Here is a 17,826-nt window from a genome sequence, read left to right as displayed (position 1 = left end):
TGTGACCGAATCTCCCGAAGCCTGCGGACAGCCAGGACCCGGCACCGAGCCGACCACCGCCGACCGGGCCTGGCTCGCCGTGGCCTGCCAACTCGCCACCGAGTGCCCGCCCTCGGCCACGGCGTTCTCCGCCGGCGCGGTCGTCGTCGCCGAGGACGGCACCGAGCTCGCCCGCGCCCACTCCCGCCTGCACGACGCGCACGCCCACGCCGAGGAAGGCGCTCTCGCCCAACTCGCCCCCGACGACCCCCGGCTGTCCGAGGCCACCCTCTACAGCTCCCTCGAACCGTGCGCCAAGCGCGCCTCCCGGCCACGGTCCTGCGCCCAGCTGATCCGCGAGGCGGGCATCCGCCGCGTGGTCGTCGGCTGGCGAGACCCCGACACATTCGCACCCGGCACGGACGGCACCGTAGACCTCGAGTCCGCGGGCACCACCGTCATCGAACTGGCCGAGTACGCGGACGCCGCCAAATCCCCGAACCAGCACCTGCTTTGACCGATTCACCTGCTTCGACCGAGACACCTGCCCTGACCGAGCGGCCGTCCTCTCAGCGCAGCACGGCCGACAGCAGATCCGTGCCCAGAGCCGTCATCGCGGGCAGGTTGAGGGTGTAGTGGATGTAGCGGCCGCGCCGCCGCGACGTCAGCAGGCCGGCGCGGCGCAGGACGGCGAGGTGGCGGGAGACCTCCGGGGCCGTCAGCTCCCAGGCGTGGGCCAGCTCACCCGTGGTGTGCGGGCCCCGGGCCAGGGTGCGCAGGAGACGTAGCCGTACCGGATGGGCGAGCGCTTCCAGGCGGAGCCCGACCGTCTCCAGCGACACCGGCTCCGGCGGGTTCGGCTCGGCCACCGGGTACTGCACCACCGGCTGCCACCCGGGCGCGTGGACCACCACCAGGTGCGGGCGGCCGTAAACACTGGGGATGAAGGTGACCCCGGTACCGCGGGCGGCCGTCGCCTTGTCCTGCAGCTTGTCCACGGTGATGCAGTCACCGTCCGGCGCCAGCGCGACGGCTGCGGAGACCGATGCGAGGGCCGGCCCGATGCCCTGGTGCTTCAGGAGGTCGTTCTTGAGGCGCAGGTCGGCGGCGAGCTGCGCGGCGACGTCGGCCCAGGCCGCGTCGAAGAACGCCTCGGCGCACTGTTCGAGTGTGTGGCGCACCCGCGCCCGTACGGCGGCCGGGTCAGTGAGCAGCCGTTCCGCGAAGGCTTCCTGCCGCGCGCCCCGGGCCTGCGCGAGATCCAGGGCCCGCTCGCGCGCGTCCGCGTCGGTCAGCGGGGAGGGCGCGGCCGCCAAGTGGGCCCGGTTGCTGCCGCACGTGGTGACGAGCGCGGCGGTCACATAGGTCTCGTCGTCGATCCGGTCGACGTCGTCCAACTCCTCGGCGAGGGACTGCCGAGGACGGGCGGGGAGCAGGAAGTCCGCTTGCGAGGAGCGCCAGAGGAACTCCGCCTCCCGCAGGCGCTCCGACAGCTCCGACCGCAGCCCGGCCCGCACTTCCGCCGCCCAGCCCGCCAGCTGCGGATGATGCCCGGGGGCGGCCAGCACATGCAGCATCGCGGTCAGTTCGGCCAGCGGGGAGGCGGCGAACCGCAGCCGGTCGGACGGCAGTCCGGTGATGTCGATGCGCATCGTCATCCGCTCATCATCGCTGGTCGGACGGTCGGCGATGCCGTCGGTTGACGGAGTCCGTCAACTGACGTGCCCTCCAGGGCGGTCGAGCGAACGGTGGCTCCATGCCCACCACCAAGATCAGACCCCGCGCCCTCACCACCAAGATCAGACCTCGCGCCCTCGTCCACGCCTCCGGCGGCCCCCGCTACGCCGTCGCCCTCGCCGTGGACGCGCTCGGCACCGGCCTCCTGCGGCCTTTCCTGTTGCTGTACGGAGTGACCGTCTTGCACCTGTCGGCCCCGCTCACCGGCACCGCCATGACGGTGGGCGTCGTCGCGGGCCTCGTGTTCATGCCCGCGCTCGGCCGCTGGCTGGACCGGGGCGCACGCAGCACGGCCGTGGCGGCGTCGATGCTGGTGCGGGTGGCGGGCACGGCGCTCCTGCTGGCCGCCCCGGCAGGAAACGTCTGGCTGTTCACGGCGGCGGCACTCGTCCTCGGCGTCGGCAACCAGGCCTGGCCGGCCGCCCACGCCGCCCTGGTCGCCACGGTCTCCCACGGCCGCGAACGCGACGCGGCGCTCGCGGCGGGCCGCGCCCTGCGCAACGCCGGCATGGGCGTCGGCGCGCTCGTCGCCACCGTCTGCCTGGCGGGCGGCACCCCGGCGTTGCGGGCGCTGGCGGCCGTCACAGGCGTCAGCTATCTCGTCGCGGGGGTTCTGACATGGTCGATACGAGTACGTGTAGAGGTTGCTCCGGCCGCCGAGCCCACAGTTGCTCCTGCTGCTGGCCCGATCCAGGAGAAGGGCGACGAACCCGCGCCCGGCATGCGTGCCCTGCTCGCCGCCAACGTGATCTACGTCTTCTGCCTCAACGTCCCCGAAATCGCACTGCCGTTGATCCTCACGACCCAACTGCACGCCTCCCCGGCGTGGTCGGCGGGCATCTTCGTGGCCAACACGGTCCTGGTGGTCACCCTCCAGGTGCCGGTCACCGTCCTGCTGTCCCGCTACCCCCGGAAGACCGTGCTGGCCCTCGCCGGCGTGGTCCTCACCGTGTCGTACCTCGGCTTCCTCGGCGCGGCCTCGCTGGACCACGGCTGGGCCGTCCCCGCCATCGCCGCAGTGTCCGTGGTCTGCACGCTCGGCGAGATCATCTACGCCGGCAGCGCCACCGCGCTGGTCACCGCCGCCGCCCCGGCCCACGCCATGGGTCGTACGCTCGCGCGTTTCGAGCTCTCCACCGGCTTCGGCCTCGCCGTCTCCCCGGCGGCCATCACCGCGCTGGCCCCGCACGGCCCCGCCGCCCTGTGGGGAAGCCTTGCCGCCGCGACGCTTCTCTCGGCCTGCGCGGTCGTCTCACTGTGAATGCTTCGAGCGCACCACGAAGCGTGCCCCGTCGGGATCGCACAGGATGGCCTCCGTCGCGCCCTCTTCCCCCTGGACGACACTGCCGCCGTTGTCCAGCGCGGCCTGGGCACACGCCGCCACGTCGGCGACCGTGAAGTGGATCTGCCAGCGCGGCCGGATCGAGGGATCGGGCGCGGACTCCACAGCGCCCGAATGGATACGGGCCACGACGTCGCCCTGGCTGCGCAGCACGACCTTCTCGTCCTCGTAGTCCACTTCGCAGCAGCCCGCGACCGTGGACGCCCAGCCGAGGACCTCCGCGTAGAAGATGGCGGCGTCGAAGGCGTTCCGGGTGTGGAGCTCCACGAAGACCGGAGCCGCGCGGCGCCACTCCTCCCAGTTGGCGACCAGCTCGCCCTCCCAGATGCCGAAGACCGCTCCGTCGCGGTCGGCCAGCAGCGCCGCCCGCCCCGGGGGGAACGAGAGGGGCCCCACGGCGGTCGTCCCGCCGCGCTCCTGGCTGCGGGCGACGGTCTCGTTCGCATTGGACGTGGCGAAGAAGGGCGTCCATGCGACAGCCGTCTGCCCCATGGCCTCCACGACCGACACCCCGGCCACCGGCAGGTCGCCCACATGGGCGAACCGGTACTCGTCGCCCAGCTTCCCGGTGCGCCAGTCCCATCCCAGCACGGCGTGGTAGAACCGCTCCGCGGACCGCAGATCGCGCGTGGTCAGGTTGACCCAGCAGGGCGCGCCGAACACCGAGCTGCTGGCGACGTGCTCGGTCGTGGGCGTCTTGGAGCTGTTCATCTCTGTACCGTTCCGGGGTCGATGGACGGGCCTCCATCATCCCCACGGTCGGGCCCCGCGTCGCGCTATGGCACTGGTGTGACTTAACGCTGCCCCTGCCGCCGGGGCCGGGACCGCGCCGCCGTGCTCGGAAGAGTGAATCGAACGGACAGGTGGCGTAGGCGCGCGCCTCCAGCACTCGTCCCACCCGCCCGGCTTCGAACTTCTGCTCGACCAGTCGCCCGAGGCTGCCCGTATCGGCCCTGTGATCAGCGGCGTTGTATCGGTGTCCGGTCCGTTTCCCGCCACCGAGGAGAATCCGTGAATCCCGTCCGCATGCTGACCACCCTTCGCCCCGCGTTCGAAAATCCTCCCGCGCAGGCCGTCGAGGCCACCGCCTTCCGGCGACCGGTCGATGTGCGTCGCGCCCTGTTCGCATCGGCATCACGACCGTCATCGGGGTGGGGAGCATGACGTACCCGATCACCGCGCTCGTCCCCCACACGTGTCTCCAGGGCTGCCGGGACCTCGCCCCGCAGAAGCGGTACGACCGGCTCCCGGCGGAGGTGTCCGCATGACGACACCACACGAGTCCGTGACCGTCCCCGCGGCCCGCAGCGGAGGTCCGCGGCCGTCCGCGCCGCCGGAGCTCGACTACAACGGACGCAAGCACCGGGGCGCCATGGACGACGCCACCCTGTGGGACATGGCCCGCCGCATTCCCGCGGCACTGATGCAGACGGCCCGGCTCGCCTGGACGGTCGACCGCCGCATGACGGCGACGGTCGTCGGGTGCCAGCTGCTGTCCGGCATCGGCACGGGAGTGATGCTCGCCGCCGTGGCCAGGGCGCTGCCGCAGCTGATGGTCTCCGACCCCCGCGAGGGCCTCACCCGCGCTTGGCCCGCTCTCGCCGTCGCCGTCGTGGCGATGGCCACCGGCGCGGCGATGTGGATCCTCGCTGACTGGGCGACCCGGCGCCTGAACCCGAAGATCGCCTCGGCCGCCGACCTCACCCTGGTCGACCTGTACATGCGCGCCGAACTCGCCGCGTACGACGCGGCGGGTTTCGGCGACCGGAGCAAGGCGGCGGAGATCGGCGCGCTGCGCGCCGTCGACCTCGCCGACGACGCCAAGACCCTCACCAACGGGCTCGTCCAGCTGGTGTCCGCGGCGACGGTGCTCACCTCCCTGCATCCGCTGCTGCTCGGCGTGCTCCTGCTGTCCGTCGTCCCCCGAGGTCTGGGCGGAGTGATCGCCGCGCGCGTCGACTACCGGGTCCACGACCGGACGGTCTCCGCCCGCAACGTACGCGGGATGATGCGCTGGTGGCTCACCACGGCCGAGCTCGCCGACGAGCTGCGGGCCAACACGATGCGCGGCTATCTGCACTTCTGGTACCGGTCCATGTGCGACCGCGTGGAAGGCCGTGAGCTCGCGGGCGCCCGCCCCTACCTGCTGATCACCCTGCTGGCCGCGTCCCTGGGTGGCCTGTTCACCCTCGGCATGTGGGCGTCCCTGGCCGCGCTCGTCCTGGCCGGCGCCATGTCGACGGCGATCGCGGGCACCGCCGTGGTCGCCTCCCAGACCGCCGGGCGCGCCCTGAACTCGATCATCAGATACAGCACGGTGATGTTCCACCACGGCCTCTACCTCTCCGACTACTACGACTTCATCGACGAGGTCCGCGCCATGGCCACGGTCCGCGGCACCGCGCAGGCCGGGCCTCCGGAGCGGATCCGCCTGGAAGGCGCCTCGTACCGCTACCCGAGCAAGGACACCGCGGCCGTACGGCCGATCACCCTCACCTTGCGTCGTGGCGAGGTCGTCGCACTGGTCGGGGAGAACGGCGCGGGCAAGTCGACGCTGATCCGTATGCTCACCGGGCTGACCGTTCCCACCGACGGCAAGGTGCTGTGGGACGACACCGATCTGGCCACCGCCGACGCCGACTCGGTCTGGCGGCACGTGGGCCTGGTCCCGCAGAAGAACGGGCACTGGCCGCTCGCCGCCCGGGAGAACATCACCCTGGGCCAGCCCCGCGAGCACGGCGACGACCGGATCTGGGACGTGGCGGAACGGGTCGGCATGAGCCGGGCCCTGCGCGAACTGCCCGACCGACTCGACACGCTCCTCGCCCGCTCGGTGTGGGGCGGCCACGAACTCTCCGGCGGCCAGTGGCAACGGCTCGCATGCGCGAGGGCGATGTACCGCGAACCCGCCGTGCTCGTCCTGGACGAGCCGACCAGCGAGATGGACGCCCGCGGCGAACACACGATCTTCCAGGAACTGCGGGCCACGGCCCCGGATCGCATCACCGTGGTGGTCACGCACCGGCTGGACAACGTCCGCATGGCCGACCGTGTGATCGTCCTCGACCGGGGTGCCATCCGCGAACAGGGCACTTTCGACGAACTCGTGGGGACGGAGGGAAGCCTCCTGGGCGAGCTGTACGCGCTGGCCCAGGACCGCTGAGCCTGTCCAAGACCATCGGGGGTACCGGCAGGGAACCGGCGAAGGACCGGCTGCGCGTCAACGAAAGGGGAATCGATGTCGGTCGACCTCGTCGGCTTCCTCGGTGTGGTGATGGTGGCGTACGTGGTTCCTGGCCCGGACTTCCTCGTGGTGGTGAGATCGGCCACCGAGCATCCGGCCAAGGGCCGGGCCGCGGCGTTGGGCGCCCAGGCCGGGCTGTGCGTGCACATGCTCGCCGCCGCGGTCGGTCTCTCCGTGATCGCCGCCCGCTCTCCGGCGGTCTACGACGCCATCAAGCTGCTGGGCGCGGCCTACCTCGTCCTCCTGGGCGTCCGGGCCGTGCTGGCCGCGCGGCGAGCCGCCCGCGAGCGAGCGGCGGGGCGGGCGGCGGCCGGCGGCCTGGCACACGGCACCGATCCGCGAACTCCTAGGGCAGAAGGGCCAGTTCATGGCCAGTGGCGGTCCGGCTTCACCCAGGGATTCCTGACCAACGTACTCAATCCCAAGGCGGCGCTGTTCTTCCTCAGCATCCTGCCGCAGTTCGTCGCCGGCGGCGGCTCGACCTCGCGGCAGATCTTCTTCCTCGGCACCCTGGACATCGTCATCGGTGTCGCCTACTGGTTCGCCCTGGTCGCCGTCGCCGCGCGGCTACGGGCGTTCCTCGCACGGCCGAAGATCCGCCACCGCTGGGAGTTGACGACCGGCTGGCTGTTCATCGCCATCGGCATCGGCGTCGCCGCGGCAGCCTGAGCGGGAGACTCGGGTCGTGGTTACTCGGGGTCCGGGGAAGATTTCCGGTCCGCCGCAAGGAAGTCGGTGAGCGCGGAGGCCAATGGAGCGGGGGCTTGTTCGGCGATGTGGTGCCCGGAGTCGATGCCGTGGCCGCGCACGTCGTCGGCCCATTGACGCCAGATCGCACGCGGATCCCCGTACAGATCCTCCATGTCGTCACGAAGGGACCAGAGAACCAGCGCGGGACAGGTGACGCGGGTACCGGCGGCGCGGTCGGCTTCCTCGTGCCGCCGGTCGATCGTGAGGCCCGCGCGATAGTCCTCGAGCATGGCTCGTACGACGTCGGGGTTGCGCGTGGCCTGCCGCCACTCGGCGTGGTTCTCCTCTCCCATGATTTCGGGATCGCCGTGATACCAGCTGTCGGGGTCGGCGGTGATGACGCGCTCGGGGATGTCCGGTTGCGCGAAGAAGAACCAGTGCCACCACTGGGTGGCGAACTCGACGGTGATACGCGACAGATGTTCCGTCAGCGGCAGAGCATCCGCGAAGACCACCCGGGAGACAACTCCGGGGTGGTCCAGCACGAGACGCAGAGCGACGCTGCCTCCACGATCGTGGCCGACGAGCGAGAACCGACGATGTCCGAGCCGACGCATCACAGCCACCACGTCCTCGGCGACCACCCGCTTGGAATAGCCCGCGTGATCCGCCGTGAAGCGCGGCCCCCTGGAACGTCCGTATCCCCTCAGGTCCGGGCACACGACCGTGTGACCGGCCTGCACGAGCAGCGGAGCGACCCGATGCCATGTGGCCGACGTGCGGGGATGGCCGTGCAACAGCACCACGGGCGGGCCCTGCCCACCGAAGCGGACGAAGACGGAAGCGTCACCGACGTCGATCTGCGCGGTCTCGAACCCTTCGAACATCCGGCCTCCCTGGACGGCTTGAGCACCGCGCCCATCGTGTGCGCGATGCTGATGCCTCCCTTGCCCCGACCGTCGGCGCTCATGTGCCTGGCCCCCGCCCGCGTCCGGTTGCTCAGGTGTTCCTGCGGTCGCCCTGGTCGTCGCAGGGCAGGTCGGCAGCGGTGTGATGGGTCAGGAAGTCGCGGGTGGCCTGGCGCTGCACTTCCGCGATGGCGGTGGGTTCGACGTCGATGATGCCGCCGAAGGGGCGGTCGACGTCCCGGATGATGCACAAGGTGCCGGTCAGGAGCGCGGTGATGACGGTGAGGGTGATGATCTGGCCGCGGTTGTTGCGGCGGGGCAGGCACGTGCCCAGGGCCATCACGGTGATGACCAGGGTCGCGAGCAGGAACCACAGGATCGCGCTGGGGATGCTCGCGGTGGCCTGGGTCAGGCGTTCCTCACGCTCGTCGGAGCGCTTGGTGTCGGCGCTGACCAGCATGCCGAAGACCGGCTTTCCTTCGACCTCGCGAAAGACGTGGCGCAGGTCGGTGGACCAGACGCTGGGGGCCCGTGAGCCCTCCCCGTCGGCCATGGCGGGCCATTCACGCTCGCGTACGGCACGGGCGTAGCAGACGGCGTCCGCCTGGATCTTCGCCCGCTGCGCTTCGGGCGCGTACTCGGCGGTCTCCACGAGCTGGTCGACGGCTCGGGCCTCACCGCGTGCGGCGACCTCGGCCTTTCCGTACGAGCCGTTGGCGGTGACCAGGACGAAGGCGAGCAGCAGCACGGTAAGTGTCAGCAGCGGGCCGACCAGGTCTTTGACGGCCATGCCGGCGTCGTCGTCCTCACTCACGAGCCGGGGCCTCAGGAAGCGGTTTGCGGCCAGGCCCGCCAGCAGGGCCAGGACAGCGACGACGATGATGAGGACCACGAACGGCCACCTCCGGGAGAGTAAGGGCGCCCTCGCGAGGGCAGCGGCACCCGGATCGTCGCGGCTGGCGCGCGCCCTGTACCTGGAGAAACACCCCCTTCGGCTTCGAACGAGCGACCCCTCTTGGGCCGATGAGCCCCACTGGACCGAGCCCCACTGCACTGAGCCCCCCGCACTGAGCCCCCTGCACCGCCGGTCAAGCGATCGCGGCTCCGGCTCCGCCAGGTCGGCTCGCGCTGATGCGTGCCTTCTTGACCTTGTTGCCGCAGGTGTTCATCGAGCACCAACGGCGGTTGGCCGCGCGGCTGGTGTCGAGGAACAGCCCCGCGCACAGGGGACCTTCGCACGTCTTGACGCGGCCGCGGTCGGGGCCCCCGAGGATGCGGATGGCATCCGTGGCGAGGACCCCGAGGGCGTCGGCGACAGGGGTGGTCTCCGTCAGGTGCCACCCCGCGCGTTCGTGTTCCAGCGCGGCTTTCGCATGCCCGGCGGCAGCAGTCGTGTTGAGGGTGCGGACATCCTCGGAGGCCGTCGGATCACCCGCGGCGATCGCCGCTCCGATGCGGTAGATCGACTCGCGCAGTTTGACGGCGGCCTCCAGGTCGGACGGCGACACGTCCGTGACGTCGAGCCCTGTGGCCCGGAGCCACATCTTCAGCCGTGCGGGATCGGTCAGCCGCTCCCTCGGCGTCAGGCCGGCGCGATCGCTCACCGTGGCAGTGAACCGGAACGCCAGGATCTCGTTGTCCATCCGGAACACACGACGCGCATCCTCGGTCATTCCAACCTCCGCAGTGAGCGACACCACCCGTAGAACCGCTTCAGGCGGTTCGTCGTCATCGTAACTCCATGGCATGCTTGAACTGCTTCAGACGGTTCAACGGGAAGGGTGCTTGGCGTGAGCGGTATCGCGGTCATCGGTCTGGGAGCCATGGGGAGGCCCATCGCGCGCAACCTGTTGAAGGCCGGCCATGACGTCGTGGTGTGGAACCGCTCCGACGGGCCCGCGGAGGAACTCGTCGCAACGGGCGCCCGTCGTGCCGCCTCGGTGACCGAGGCCATGCAATCGCCGGTGGTCTTCTCGGCCATGTCCGACGACCGGGCTTTCGCCGAGACGTTCATCGACTCCGGTGTCCTCGCCCAGTCGCCGGGCGGCACTGTGCACGTCAACCTCGCCACGGTGAGCACCGACCTGGCGCGCCGGGCAGCCGAGGTCCACGCCGAGCACGGTGTCGGATATGTCGCGGCACCGGTCTTCGGCCGTGTTCCTGTCGCCGAGGCCGGGGCGCTCAACGTCCTCGCGGCCGGTGAACCTGCGCTGATCGACCGCGTGCAGCCGTTCTTCGACGTGATCGGCTCGCGGACCTGGCGACTCGGTGACCGTCCGGAGCAGGCCAACATCGTGAAGATCCTCGGTAACTACCTGATCGCCTGCGCGATCCAGTCGCTGGGCGAGGCCGTCAGCGTCGCGGAAGGTGCCGGTGTCGACTCCGAGCAGTTGGTCGAGCTGCTGACTTCGACGCTCTTCCCCGGCGCCGTCTACAACAGCTACGGATCGATGATCGCCGAACGGCGCTACCAGCCGGCCGGCTTCACCACAGTCCTGGGCCGGAAGGACCTCCACCTCGCGCTCGACGCAGCGAACGACCAAGGCATTCCGCTCCCGATCGGTCAACTGCTGCGTGCTGTCTTCGACGAGGCCATCGCCGACGGCCGGGGGACGGACGACTGGGCGGCCATCGCGGAGCAGCAGCCGCGGTGACCGATCGTCATCGTCTCGCGGTCAGGGGGAGAGCAGCAGGGTGAGGATCAGCGCCAAGCAGTAGGCGGCGCTTGCCGGTCCGGCCGCTCGCTCGTACGGTCCGGCCGCGGGGGCGGCCTCGGTCGGCCGGAGTGCCGGGTCGGCCGCCAGCGCGCGGACCCCGTCCACCGCGGCCCGCGCCCGCGGCCGACGGGGCAGCAGCTCGACAAGCCAACGCCCGGGCAGTACGCCGTAGACGTCGACGTCACGGTCGATGGCGTAGCGGATGCGGAATCCGCGGTCCTCCGCGCTGATGCCGCGGAACTTGTCCCACGGCACGTGATGGACCGTAAAGGTGCCGGTGACCCGGAGGCCGTCACGGTCGGCCACGACCCGCCAGTTCAGCAGCGTGACAACGGGCAGCACCGACGCCGCGACGAGCAGGGCGAGGGCCTGGGCGTGCCGGGCCTCGACTTCGTAGAAGTGGAAGCCGACGGCGACGAGCGTCACTATCGCCAGGTATCCCAGCACGAGTGCACGCGTTCCGGGCCCGGCCCTCCAGCGGACCGGCGCCGCACCGGTCTGCCAGGTCTCGGCCGGCGGCTCGGCGCGGTACTGGGGCCGTACCGGCTTCGTGGTGCGCCCGGAACCCAGCCCCGTGAGGAGCACCAACTCCCCACCGGCGTACGGAGCTCCGTACAGCACCGCCTCGCGCAACGTGCCGTCGTGCGGGAGGGTGGTGCGGCAGGAGAAGATGAGCCTTCCACCCGCGGTGTCGTCCGCCGCGAAGACGTCCGTGCGCCGGTCGTCCGAACCGCCCCCGGCCCGCAGGAGGACCCGCAGCACGGGCACCGGTGACCTGCGCAGGGCGGCGATCCCGTGCCATCCCGCCAGGCCCGATCCGCCCCAGTGCAGCCCCACCGTCAACGCGAAGACCGCGGCGAACCGCCAGTTCTCCGCGCTCCACAGCCAGCCGCTGCCCGCGGCCGACAGTACGAGAGCGAGCAAGGCGAAGCCGAGGACCGGGGCGCCGCAGCCGAGGTCCGACCCGCCGCGACCGGAGGTATCGACGTCCTTCGGCAACGGCAGCCGCACGGGACCGGCGGCGTCGAGAGCGAGCGTCCGCTGTTTGCGAGCGACCCGGCAGCGGTGCAGGCAGCCCACGAACGCGTATCCGGCCGCCAGGGCGACGGCGGTGCGGGCCGCCGCAGGTATCTGCGGCTGCAGCGCGACGCCGAGGACGATGAGCGGTAGAGCGGACGCCGCCAGGTGCGGCAGGCGCCAGAGCCAACGGAAGACGAGCACACCTGCGAGGGCGAGGTGCGCGGTGACCCACCACTGGGGTTCACACGGTTCGAGCCGGCCGCAGAGATGGGCGTCCATGGGCGGGAATCCCGTCGCCGCGACGAGCGCGCAGACCAGGGCCAGGGCGGCGGGCAGGGGGTGGGACCACGCGGCGGGCCGGGCCTTCAGCCATGGGCCGGCGGCCGTCGAACTCCACACGGCGACACCTTGCGGCATCGGCTCCTGCGGCTGCGGAACGGGGCTCTCGATCACGCCCGATGGTCCTGGCACGGACATGGCGCCGGGCCGCCTGCCGCACGACGGAATGGTGAACACCACGGCACGGGTCAGTGCCGCCCGCCGTACCCTTCCCTACTCTTTCCTCGTCAGGGGGTGCCGAGAAACTCCGCGCAGTGGAAACACCGCGTCACCGCCCGACGCGAAGTGTTGCCTGCCGTGGCCTGGAGCGGGTTCCCTCCGCTGATCCGAGTCCAGGCGGCTGTGCCTGTAGGCCCAGCCGGCGGGCCCGCGTGGGGCGGATCCAGCGCCTGCGGCGCACTGCCATCGCTTGCTCACCCGGATGCCGGGACGCACGGGCGTGGGAGCGGATCAGGGGTAGGCGTACCGGTCAGCAGCTGACAGTTCCGGAGCGGAGCAGGGAAACCGGGCCCGGAGCAGTCCAGAGCAGAGCAGACCAGACCAGAGCAGAGCAGAGAGACCGACCGACCCTTGCAACAGCAGAAAGGCAGATCCATGAACGCATCGGCCCATCCGCGCCCGGCCGCCCCCGGGACGAGGCCCGAGTCCCGCAGGTCGATGGTGGTGTGCGGAGTGCTCGGGGTGGCGGCGATGGCCGCGGTGGACGAGATCGTCTTCCACCAGATCCTGCACTGGCACCACTTCTACGACCGCTCCACTCCCGGCATGGGCCTGATGTCGGACGGGCTGCTGCACACCGGCGAACTGCTGGGCCTGGTCGCCGGCTTCTTCCTCTACGCCGATCTGCGCCGCCGCGGCGCCCTGGCCCCGGCGCACGCCTGGGCCGGGTTCTTCCTCGGGCTCGGGATCTTCCAGCTGTACGACGGGATCGTGGACCACAAGCTGCTGCGCCTGCACCAGGTCCGCTACGGCGTGGACGTCACCCCGTACGACTGGGCATGGAACCTGGCGGGTCTGGCACTGCTGCTCACCGGCATGGTGCTGGCGGTCCGCGCGACCCGCCGCGACCGCAACCGTAAGGGCGGCAGGACGGACCCGGCGTCGTGACTCTCGCGCATGCCCACCCCGGTCCAGGCCCCGCCGAACTGGTGACAGTGGCGGCGGCGCTGCTGGCGGCCGCTGTGTACCTGCTGGCCGCAGGCCGGCTGCGGCGGCGCGGGGACGGCTGGCCCTGGTGGCGGGATGTCTCGTTCTCCGTCGGCGGGTGCGGTGTGGCCTGGGCGGCAGTGGGCCCGCTGCCGGGCGGGCCGTTCACCAGCCACATGGTCCAACACCTGATCGTCGGCATGGCGGCCCCCGTACTGCTCGTCCTGGCCCGCCCCCTCACCCTCACCCTGCGCACGCTGACACCCGGCACGGCGCGCAGGGGACTCCTGACCCTCGCCCGATCCCGCCCCATTGCGTGGCTGCTCTTCCCGCCCCTCGCGGCCCTGCTCGACATCGGAGGGCTGTGGCTGCTGTACCACACGGAGCTGTTCGCGGCCATGCGGCACGAGCCATGGCTGCACGCCGTCGTGCACGCGCATGTCCTCGCGGCCGGGCTGCTGCTCGCCTTCGCCGTCTGCCAACTCGACCCCGTCCGCCATCGCTGGAGCCTTGCCGTGCGCGGCGCGACCCTGCTGGCCGCCGGTGCCGCACATGCCGTACTGGCCAAGACTCTGTACGCGACCGCGCCGCCCGGCACCTCATTCGACCCGGCCGATCTGCATACCGGCGCGCAAGTCATGTACTACGGCGGCGACTTGGTTGAGGTGGCGCTCGGGGTCGCCGTGGCCGCCTCCTGGTACCGCGCAACCGGTCGCGCCCAGCTGCGACGGCTCCGCTTCCGCGAGCATCCGCACACTCCACCGGGTAGTCGTAGCCAGGTCCTCGCTCCTCAGCGCTCGCACAACGGCGCGTAACCGCCCCCGGCCAGCAACCGCGACAGCTCGACTCGGGAACGTACACCCAGCGCGGCGAACACATTGCGCAGGTGGTGGTCGACCGTGCGGTGGCTCACCGAAAGGCGTACCGCCACCTCCCGGTTGGTGGCGCCCTCGGCCACATGCCGCGCGATGCGCTGCTGCTGCGGAGTCAGCGCGGCCAGCGGCCCGGCCAGGCCCGGCTCTCCCGCCACCGTCACCGTTACGGCCACCGCCTCGCCCGCCGCGCGCAGTTCACCGCGGCTGCGGTCCGCCCAGGCCCGCGCCCCGCACCGCTCGAAGGAGACCAGCGCGTCACGGAGCGGACCGCGCGCCTCGCGGGTACGGCGCCTGCGGCGCAGCCACTGGCCGTACAACAGTTGCGTAAGCCCGCGTTCGAACTCGCCCGGCATGCGGTCATGGTGCGCGAGCGCGCGCTCGTACGCCGCGGCCGCCTGGTGAGGCGGCGCCAAGAGGGCCTGGCAGCGGGCCAGTTGGGCAGGTGCGAGCGGGTCTGCCGTGGCCTCGGTCCAGCGGATGAACTCTTCTGTGGCACGACGGGCCTCCGCCGTGCGGCCGGCTTGGACGGCCGCTTCCACGAAGCAGGGGACAGCGAGCATCCTGACGGCGAAGTGGCCGCGTCGCGGCCCGGGGGCGACCAGCGGTGCGAGCCGTGCCGCCGCGTCGGCGGGGCGCCCCGCGGCGAGATCCGAGCGGGCGACGGCCCAGGCGGAGAGGGTGGCGGCCTGGGCGAGCCCGTGCGGTCCGGCGCCGGCCGCCGCGGCGGCCGCATGCTCGGCGCAGGCTTCGGAGTCGCCCTCCACGGACGCGGCGAGGGCGAGAATGGCATGCAGGGAGACTGCGGCATTGGGCTGCGTGAGGCGCTGCGCGGCTCTGAGACCTTCGAGGGCATGGGTCCGGGCGCGGGTGTGGCGGCCCGCGCGCAGCTCCCCGTAGGCCAGCCGTTCCAGGGCGCGTGGCAGGAGGACTTCGGGGCCGTAGGCGCGTACGGCAGCGAGTGCCCTCGTCCCGGCCTCGCAGGCGGTCTCGACCTCGCCGACGACCAGGGCGGCGACAGCGGCGCGGAGCAGTCCGGCCGGTTCGCCCGGGCCGGGCAGCCCCTCCAGACAGCGGCGCAGCGCGGCGTGGCCCTCTGCGGTGCGGCCCGAGAGGACCGCGCACATCCCGACGCGGTACGCCTCCAGGGCCGGGTCGTCGGCGCAGCGCGGCAAGCGTGTCATGGCATCCCGGTAGGCGGCGGCATCGCCCATCGCCCAGGCCGCCTCCGCCGCGCCGATCAGCGCGTGCCTGGCCCGCTCGGGCGGGAGCAGCACGGCGGCGGTGAGCAGGGACTCCCTGGCGTCGTCGGCCGGCCCGTCGGCGAGGGCGAGCAGTCCGTGCACCCGGTGGACGCCACCGTGGGCGGGTACGGCGCCGGCGCGGGCCAGCAGGGCACGGGCCCGTACGGGATCCCCTGCGAGCCGGGCCGCTTCCGCAGCCTCGGCGAGCCGGTCCGTGCGGGACTCAGCGTCGGCGGTGAGCGCCGCGGCGCGGGCCAGAACGGCGGACCGCTGGGCGTGCGGCAGGCCGGCGGTCGCCACCGAGTTCATCTTCGCGCGCGTCTCCGCGCTCGCCTCCGCGGCGAGCAATCCGGCGAGCCGCGCGTCGTGGCCTTCGGCCGCGCAGGCGAGTTGGACCAGGTGGGAGAGGCGGTCGCGGCAGAATTCGGCGAGGCGGGCGTGGGCGGCTCTTCGGCGCGCGAGGGGGGCCTGGCGCAGGACGGCCCGGCGCAGCAGCGGATGGGTGAAGTGGATCCGGTCGCCCGTTGCTACGACGGCTCCGGCGGCTTCCGCGGACGCGAGCCCGGCGGCGGTACCGCCGGCCCGCAGCACTAGGGAGAGATCCGCGCCTGCCCCTTCGGGCTCGTGCTCACCGGCCGCCGCGGCGAGCAGCAGCAGGGCGCGGGCGCTGCCGGGCAGTTCGTCGACGCGGACGGCGGCGGCGTAGTCGGCGAGGAGGTCCTCTCCGCCGGGCAGGGGATCGGGCAGTGGGGTGCGCCCGGCCAGTTGGTCGGAGGTGAGGGCCGCGACGAGCGCGGTGAGCAGGCGGGGGTTCCCCACGGCCTCGCGGATCAGCCACGCGCCGACGACGGGGTCGGCGGAGCCCTGGGTGAGCCGGTCGAGCAGACCGGCGGCCGCGCTGTCGTCGAGCGGCCCGAGACGCAGGGTCGGCAACCCCGCGAACTCGGCTGCGGTGGCGGGGTGTTCAGCGAGAGTGAGCAGTACGGCCACGGGTGTCGCGGTGGTCGGGCGGCGCAACTCCGTTAAGAGGGCCGCCCGGGACGCGGGATCCCACCTGTGCACATCGTCGACGCAGACCAGGTGCGGTCTCTCCGGCTCGGCTGTCCACGGCACCCGCCAGGACCGCGCGCCCGGCGGCGGCACAACCGACGACGCGGTCGGCTGCACCGACGGCACCGGGCCGCAGAACGCCCGTGCGTACTCCACCAGTGCCGTCCGGCCGAGGCCGGGTGACGCGGTCAGGACGAGCACCCCGCCCCGACCGGCTCGTAAGCCTTCCACCAGGGACTTCACGGCCGCGATCGCCGCGCCGCGACCGTGGAGCTCAGGGATGGGGAGTGGGCCGGGGCTGAGCGGGTGGGGCATGGTCGGGCCGGGCACGAGCGGGCCGGGTATGGGCGGGGAAAGGGTCACGCCCGCACGTTACTTCCGCGTAAAACGCGCCGGAAGCCCCGCGTCCGCCGCGCTGGGCCAACCCCCAGCGACACCCGCGTCCGGGTGTGCACGGGCACAATCACGGGGCCGGGGGAGACGCACACGCCGTCCGTCGCACCGGGTTCCAGGCGACGGACGACGGTCAATCTCAGCTGTACGTGATGGTTCGTCAGGGTCAGGACCCGTGCGGGCAGTTGCCCCGGTACTCCTCGATCGTGAGGCTCGGCCTCGGCAGCGGACAGAGGAACTGCTCGTAGCGGGTGTCATTGTCGATGAACCGCTTCAGCCAGGAGATGCTGTACTTCGCGATCGTCGTGTTGGACGAGTTCGGCGTGAAGTGGCTGGCGTTGTTGAGCTCCAGGTACGCCTTGTCGAGGGAGCCCGGCAACGACTCGTAGAACGGCTCGGAGTGGCTGGAGACCGGTGCCACGCTGTCGCCGTCCGCACCGACGATCAGCGTGGGGGTCCGCAGCTCGGGCCAGGTCTTGTCGACGTTCCAGCCGGTCAGCGGAATCGCCGCCTTCAGTGACGTACGGCTCTTGGCCGCCTCCAGGCTGCCACCGCCGCCCATCGAGTGGCCCATCACGCCGAGGCGGGAGGCGTCGACCCGGCCGCGTACCGAACTCGACTTCGTCAAGTAGTCGAGTGCGGAGAGAAGTTGCCGCCCGCGGCTGTCGGGCTGGTCGAGGGTGGTGAGGGTGTCGATCGTGAACACCACGAAGCCCTGCGAGGCGAGCCGCGGTCCGAGCCAGGCGATGCTCGACTGGTAGGCGGTGAAGCCCGGCGAGATGACGACGGCGCCGAACGTGCCGTCGGCGGTGGACGTCGGGTAGTAGACGGTGCCGCCGCCGAAGCCGGACACCGCGAGCGAGGAGACGTCGGTCTGCGAGACGGCGTAGGGGCCGCGGGTGGCCTCGATGCTGGAGACGGTCGGTGCGGGGCCGCGTTCGTACGGGTTCTCCGCGGCGGCTTGGGCTGTCGGCGCGAGGCCGGTGCCGAGGAGGCCGGCGGTGGCGACAGCGGCGGCCAGACAGGCGCGTACGACAGGGCGGGAGAAGACGTGCAGCTGCACGGAGGGGTCCTCTCGTTCGTGGCGGAGCCATGCGGGAGGGGAGAGGCGTGCCCCGGCTCCCGGTGAGACCGCCGTGTTCGTC

At 72.0% G+C, this 17,826-nt stretch carries 14 protein-coding genes and 1 pseudogene; 7 read left to right on the top strand and 8 right to left on the bottom strand.

Features of this window, described 5'->3' with window-relative positions:
• Positions 1-31 precede the first annotated feature (31 nt).
• Positions 32-496 (top strand): annotated as a pseudogene (locus ACZ56E_RS11140) (deaminase); the annotation flags it as partial.
• A 52-nt stretch (positions 497-548) separates the two neighbouring features.
• Here ACZ56E_RS11140 and ACZ56E_RS11135 read toward each other — a convergent pair.
• Positions 549-1,637: a DUF5937 family protein gene (locus ACZ56E_RS11135; RefSeq protein ID WP_471213284.1), complete on the bottom strand. Its 1,089-nt coding sequence runs from the start codon at positions 1,635-1,637 to the stop codon at positions 549-551.
• A 98-nt stretch (positions 1,638-1,735) separates the two neighbouring features.
• On the opposite strand from ACZ56E_RS11135, the gene ACZ56E_RS11130 reads away from it, so the two are divergent.
• On the top strand, positions 1,736-2,977 hold the full coding sequence (locus tag ACZ56E_RS11130; RefSeq protein WP_471213283.1) for an MFS transporter: 1,242 nt from the start codon (positions 1,736-1,738) through the stop codon (positions 2,975-2,977).
• Here the strand turns inward: ACZ56E_RS11130 and ACZ56E_RS11125 are convergent.
• The gene (locus ACZ56E_RS11125; protein WP_471213281.1) at positions 2,969-3,769 is read right to left on the bottom strand and encodes a VOC family protein; all 801 of its coding nucleotides are present in this window, start codon (positions 3,767-3,769) and stop codon (positions 2,969-2,971) included. The two genes, ACZ56E_RS11130 and ACZ56E_RS11125, sit on opposite strands and share 9 nt — an antisense overlap.
• Before the next feature lie 553 nt (positions 3,770-4,322).
• On the opposite strand from ACZ56E_RS11125, the gene ACZ56E_RS11120 reads away from it, so the two are divergent.
• Positions 4,323-6,221, top strand: coding sequence for an ATP-binding cassette domain-containing protein (locus tag ACZ56E_RS11120; protein WP_471213280.1), 1,899 nt, complete (start codon positions 4,323-4,325; stop codon positions 6,219-6,221).
• 75 nt (positions 6,222-6,296) lie between these two features.
• Positions 6,297-6,971 (top strand): LysE family translocator, encoded by a 675-nt coding sequence (locus tag ACZ56E_RS11115; protein ID WP_471213279.1) that lies wholly within the window; start codon positions 6,297-6,299, stop codon positions 6,969-6,971.
• Positions 6,972-6,991: 20 nt separating this feature from the next.
• On the opposite strand, the gene ACZ56E_RS11110 is transcribed toward ACZ56E_RS11115, so the two are convergent.
• The 3 genes from ACZ56E_RS11110 to ACZ56E_RS11100 form a co-directional block, all read right to left on the bottom strand.
• Complete coding sequence (locus ACZ56E_RS11110; RefSeq protein WP_471213277.1) at positions 6,992-7,879, bottom strand: alpha/beta fold hydrolase; 888 nt, start codon at positions 7,877-7,879, stop codon at positions 6,992-6,994.
• 112 nt (positions 7,880-7,991) lie between these two features.
• Entirely contained in the window at positions 7,992-8,792 is an 801-nt protein-coding gene (locus ACZ56E_RS11105) for a bestrophin-like domain (RefSeq protein WP_471213276.1), read from the bottom strand.
• A 196-nt stretch (positions 8,793-8,988) separates the two neighbouring features.
• Positions 8,989-9,573: a CGNR zinc finger domain-containing protein gene (locus ACZ56E_RS11100; RefSeq protein WP_471213275.1), complete on the bottom strand. Its 585-nt coding sequence runs from the start codon at positions 9,571-9,573 to the stop codon at positions 8,989-8,991.
• Positions 9,574-9,690: 117 nt separating this feature from the next.
• Between ACZ56E_RS11100 and ACZ56E_RS11095 the strand changes: the two genes are divergently transcribed.
• On the top strand, positions 9,691-10,554 hold the full coding sequence (locus ACZ56E_RS11095) for an NAD(P)-dependent oxidoreductase (protein WP_471213273.1): 864 nt from the start codon (positions 9,691-9,693) through the stop codon (positions 10,552-10,554).
• Between the two features lie 21 nt (positions 10,555-10,575).
• Here ACZ56E_RS11095 and ACZ56E_RS11090 read toward each other — a convergent pair whose 3' ends face one another.
• Positions 10,576-12,090 (bottom strand): hypothetical protein, encoded by a 1,515-nt coding sequence (locus tag ACZ56E_RS11090; protein WP_471213272.1) that lies wholly within the window; start codon positions 12,088-12,090, stop codon positions 10,576-10,578.
• A 480-nt stretch (positions 12,091-12,570) separates the two neighbouring features.
• Between ACZ56E_RS11090 and ACZ56E_RS11085 the strand changes: the two genes are divergently transcribed.
• Together ACZ56E_RS11085 and ACZ56E_RS11080 are read left to right on the top strand one after the other, a co-directional pair.
• Positions 12,571-13,083, top strand: coding sequence for a DUF2243 domain-containing protein (locus tag ACZ56E_RS11085; RefSeq protein WP_471213271.1), 513 nt, complete (start codon positions 12,571-12,573; stop codon positions 13,081-13,083).
• Positions 13,080-13,937: a cytochrome c oxidase assembly protein gene (locus ACZ56E_RS11080; protein ID WP_471213269.1), complete on the top strand. Its 858-nt coding sequence runs from the start codon at positions 13,080-13,082 to the stop codon at positions 13,935-13,937. The genes ACZ56E_RS11085 and ACZ56E_RS11080 overlap by 4 nt, the downstream gene beginning before the upstream one ends.
• On the opposite strand, the gene ACZ56E_RS11075 is transcribed toward ACZ56E_RS11080, so the two are convergent.
• Positions 13,913-16,603, bottom strand: coding sequence for a helix-turn-helix transcriptional regulator (locus ACZ56E_RS11075; protein WP_471214064.1), 2,691 nt, complete (start codon positions 16,601-16,603; stop codon positions 13,913-13,915). The two genes, ACZ56E_RS11080 and ACZ56E_RS11075, sit on opposite strands and share 25 nt — an antisense overlap.
• A 244-nt stretch (positions 16,604-16,847) precedes the next feature.
• Positions 16,848-17,744 (bottom strand): bis(hydroxyethyl) terephthalate hydrolase, encoded by an 897-nt coding sequence (gene bdeA, locus ACZ56E_RS11070; RefSeq protein WP_471213267.1) that lies wholly within the window; start codon positions 17,742-17,744, stop codon positions 16,848-16,850.
• Positions 17,745-17,826: the final 82 nt, after the last annotated feature.

It is taken from the genome of Streptomyces sp. NPDC039480 (genome assembly GCF_055597165.1).
This window is presented reverse-complemented; position numbering and strand designations above follow the sequence as displayed.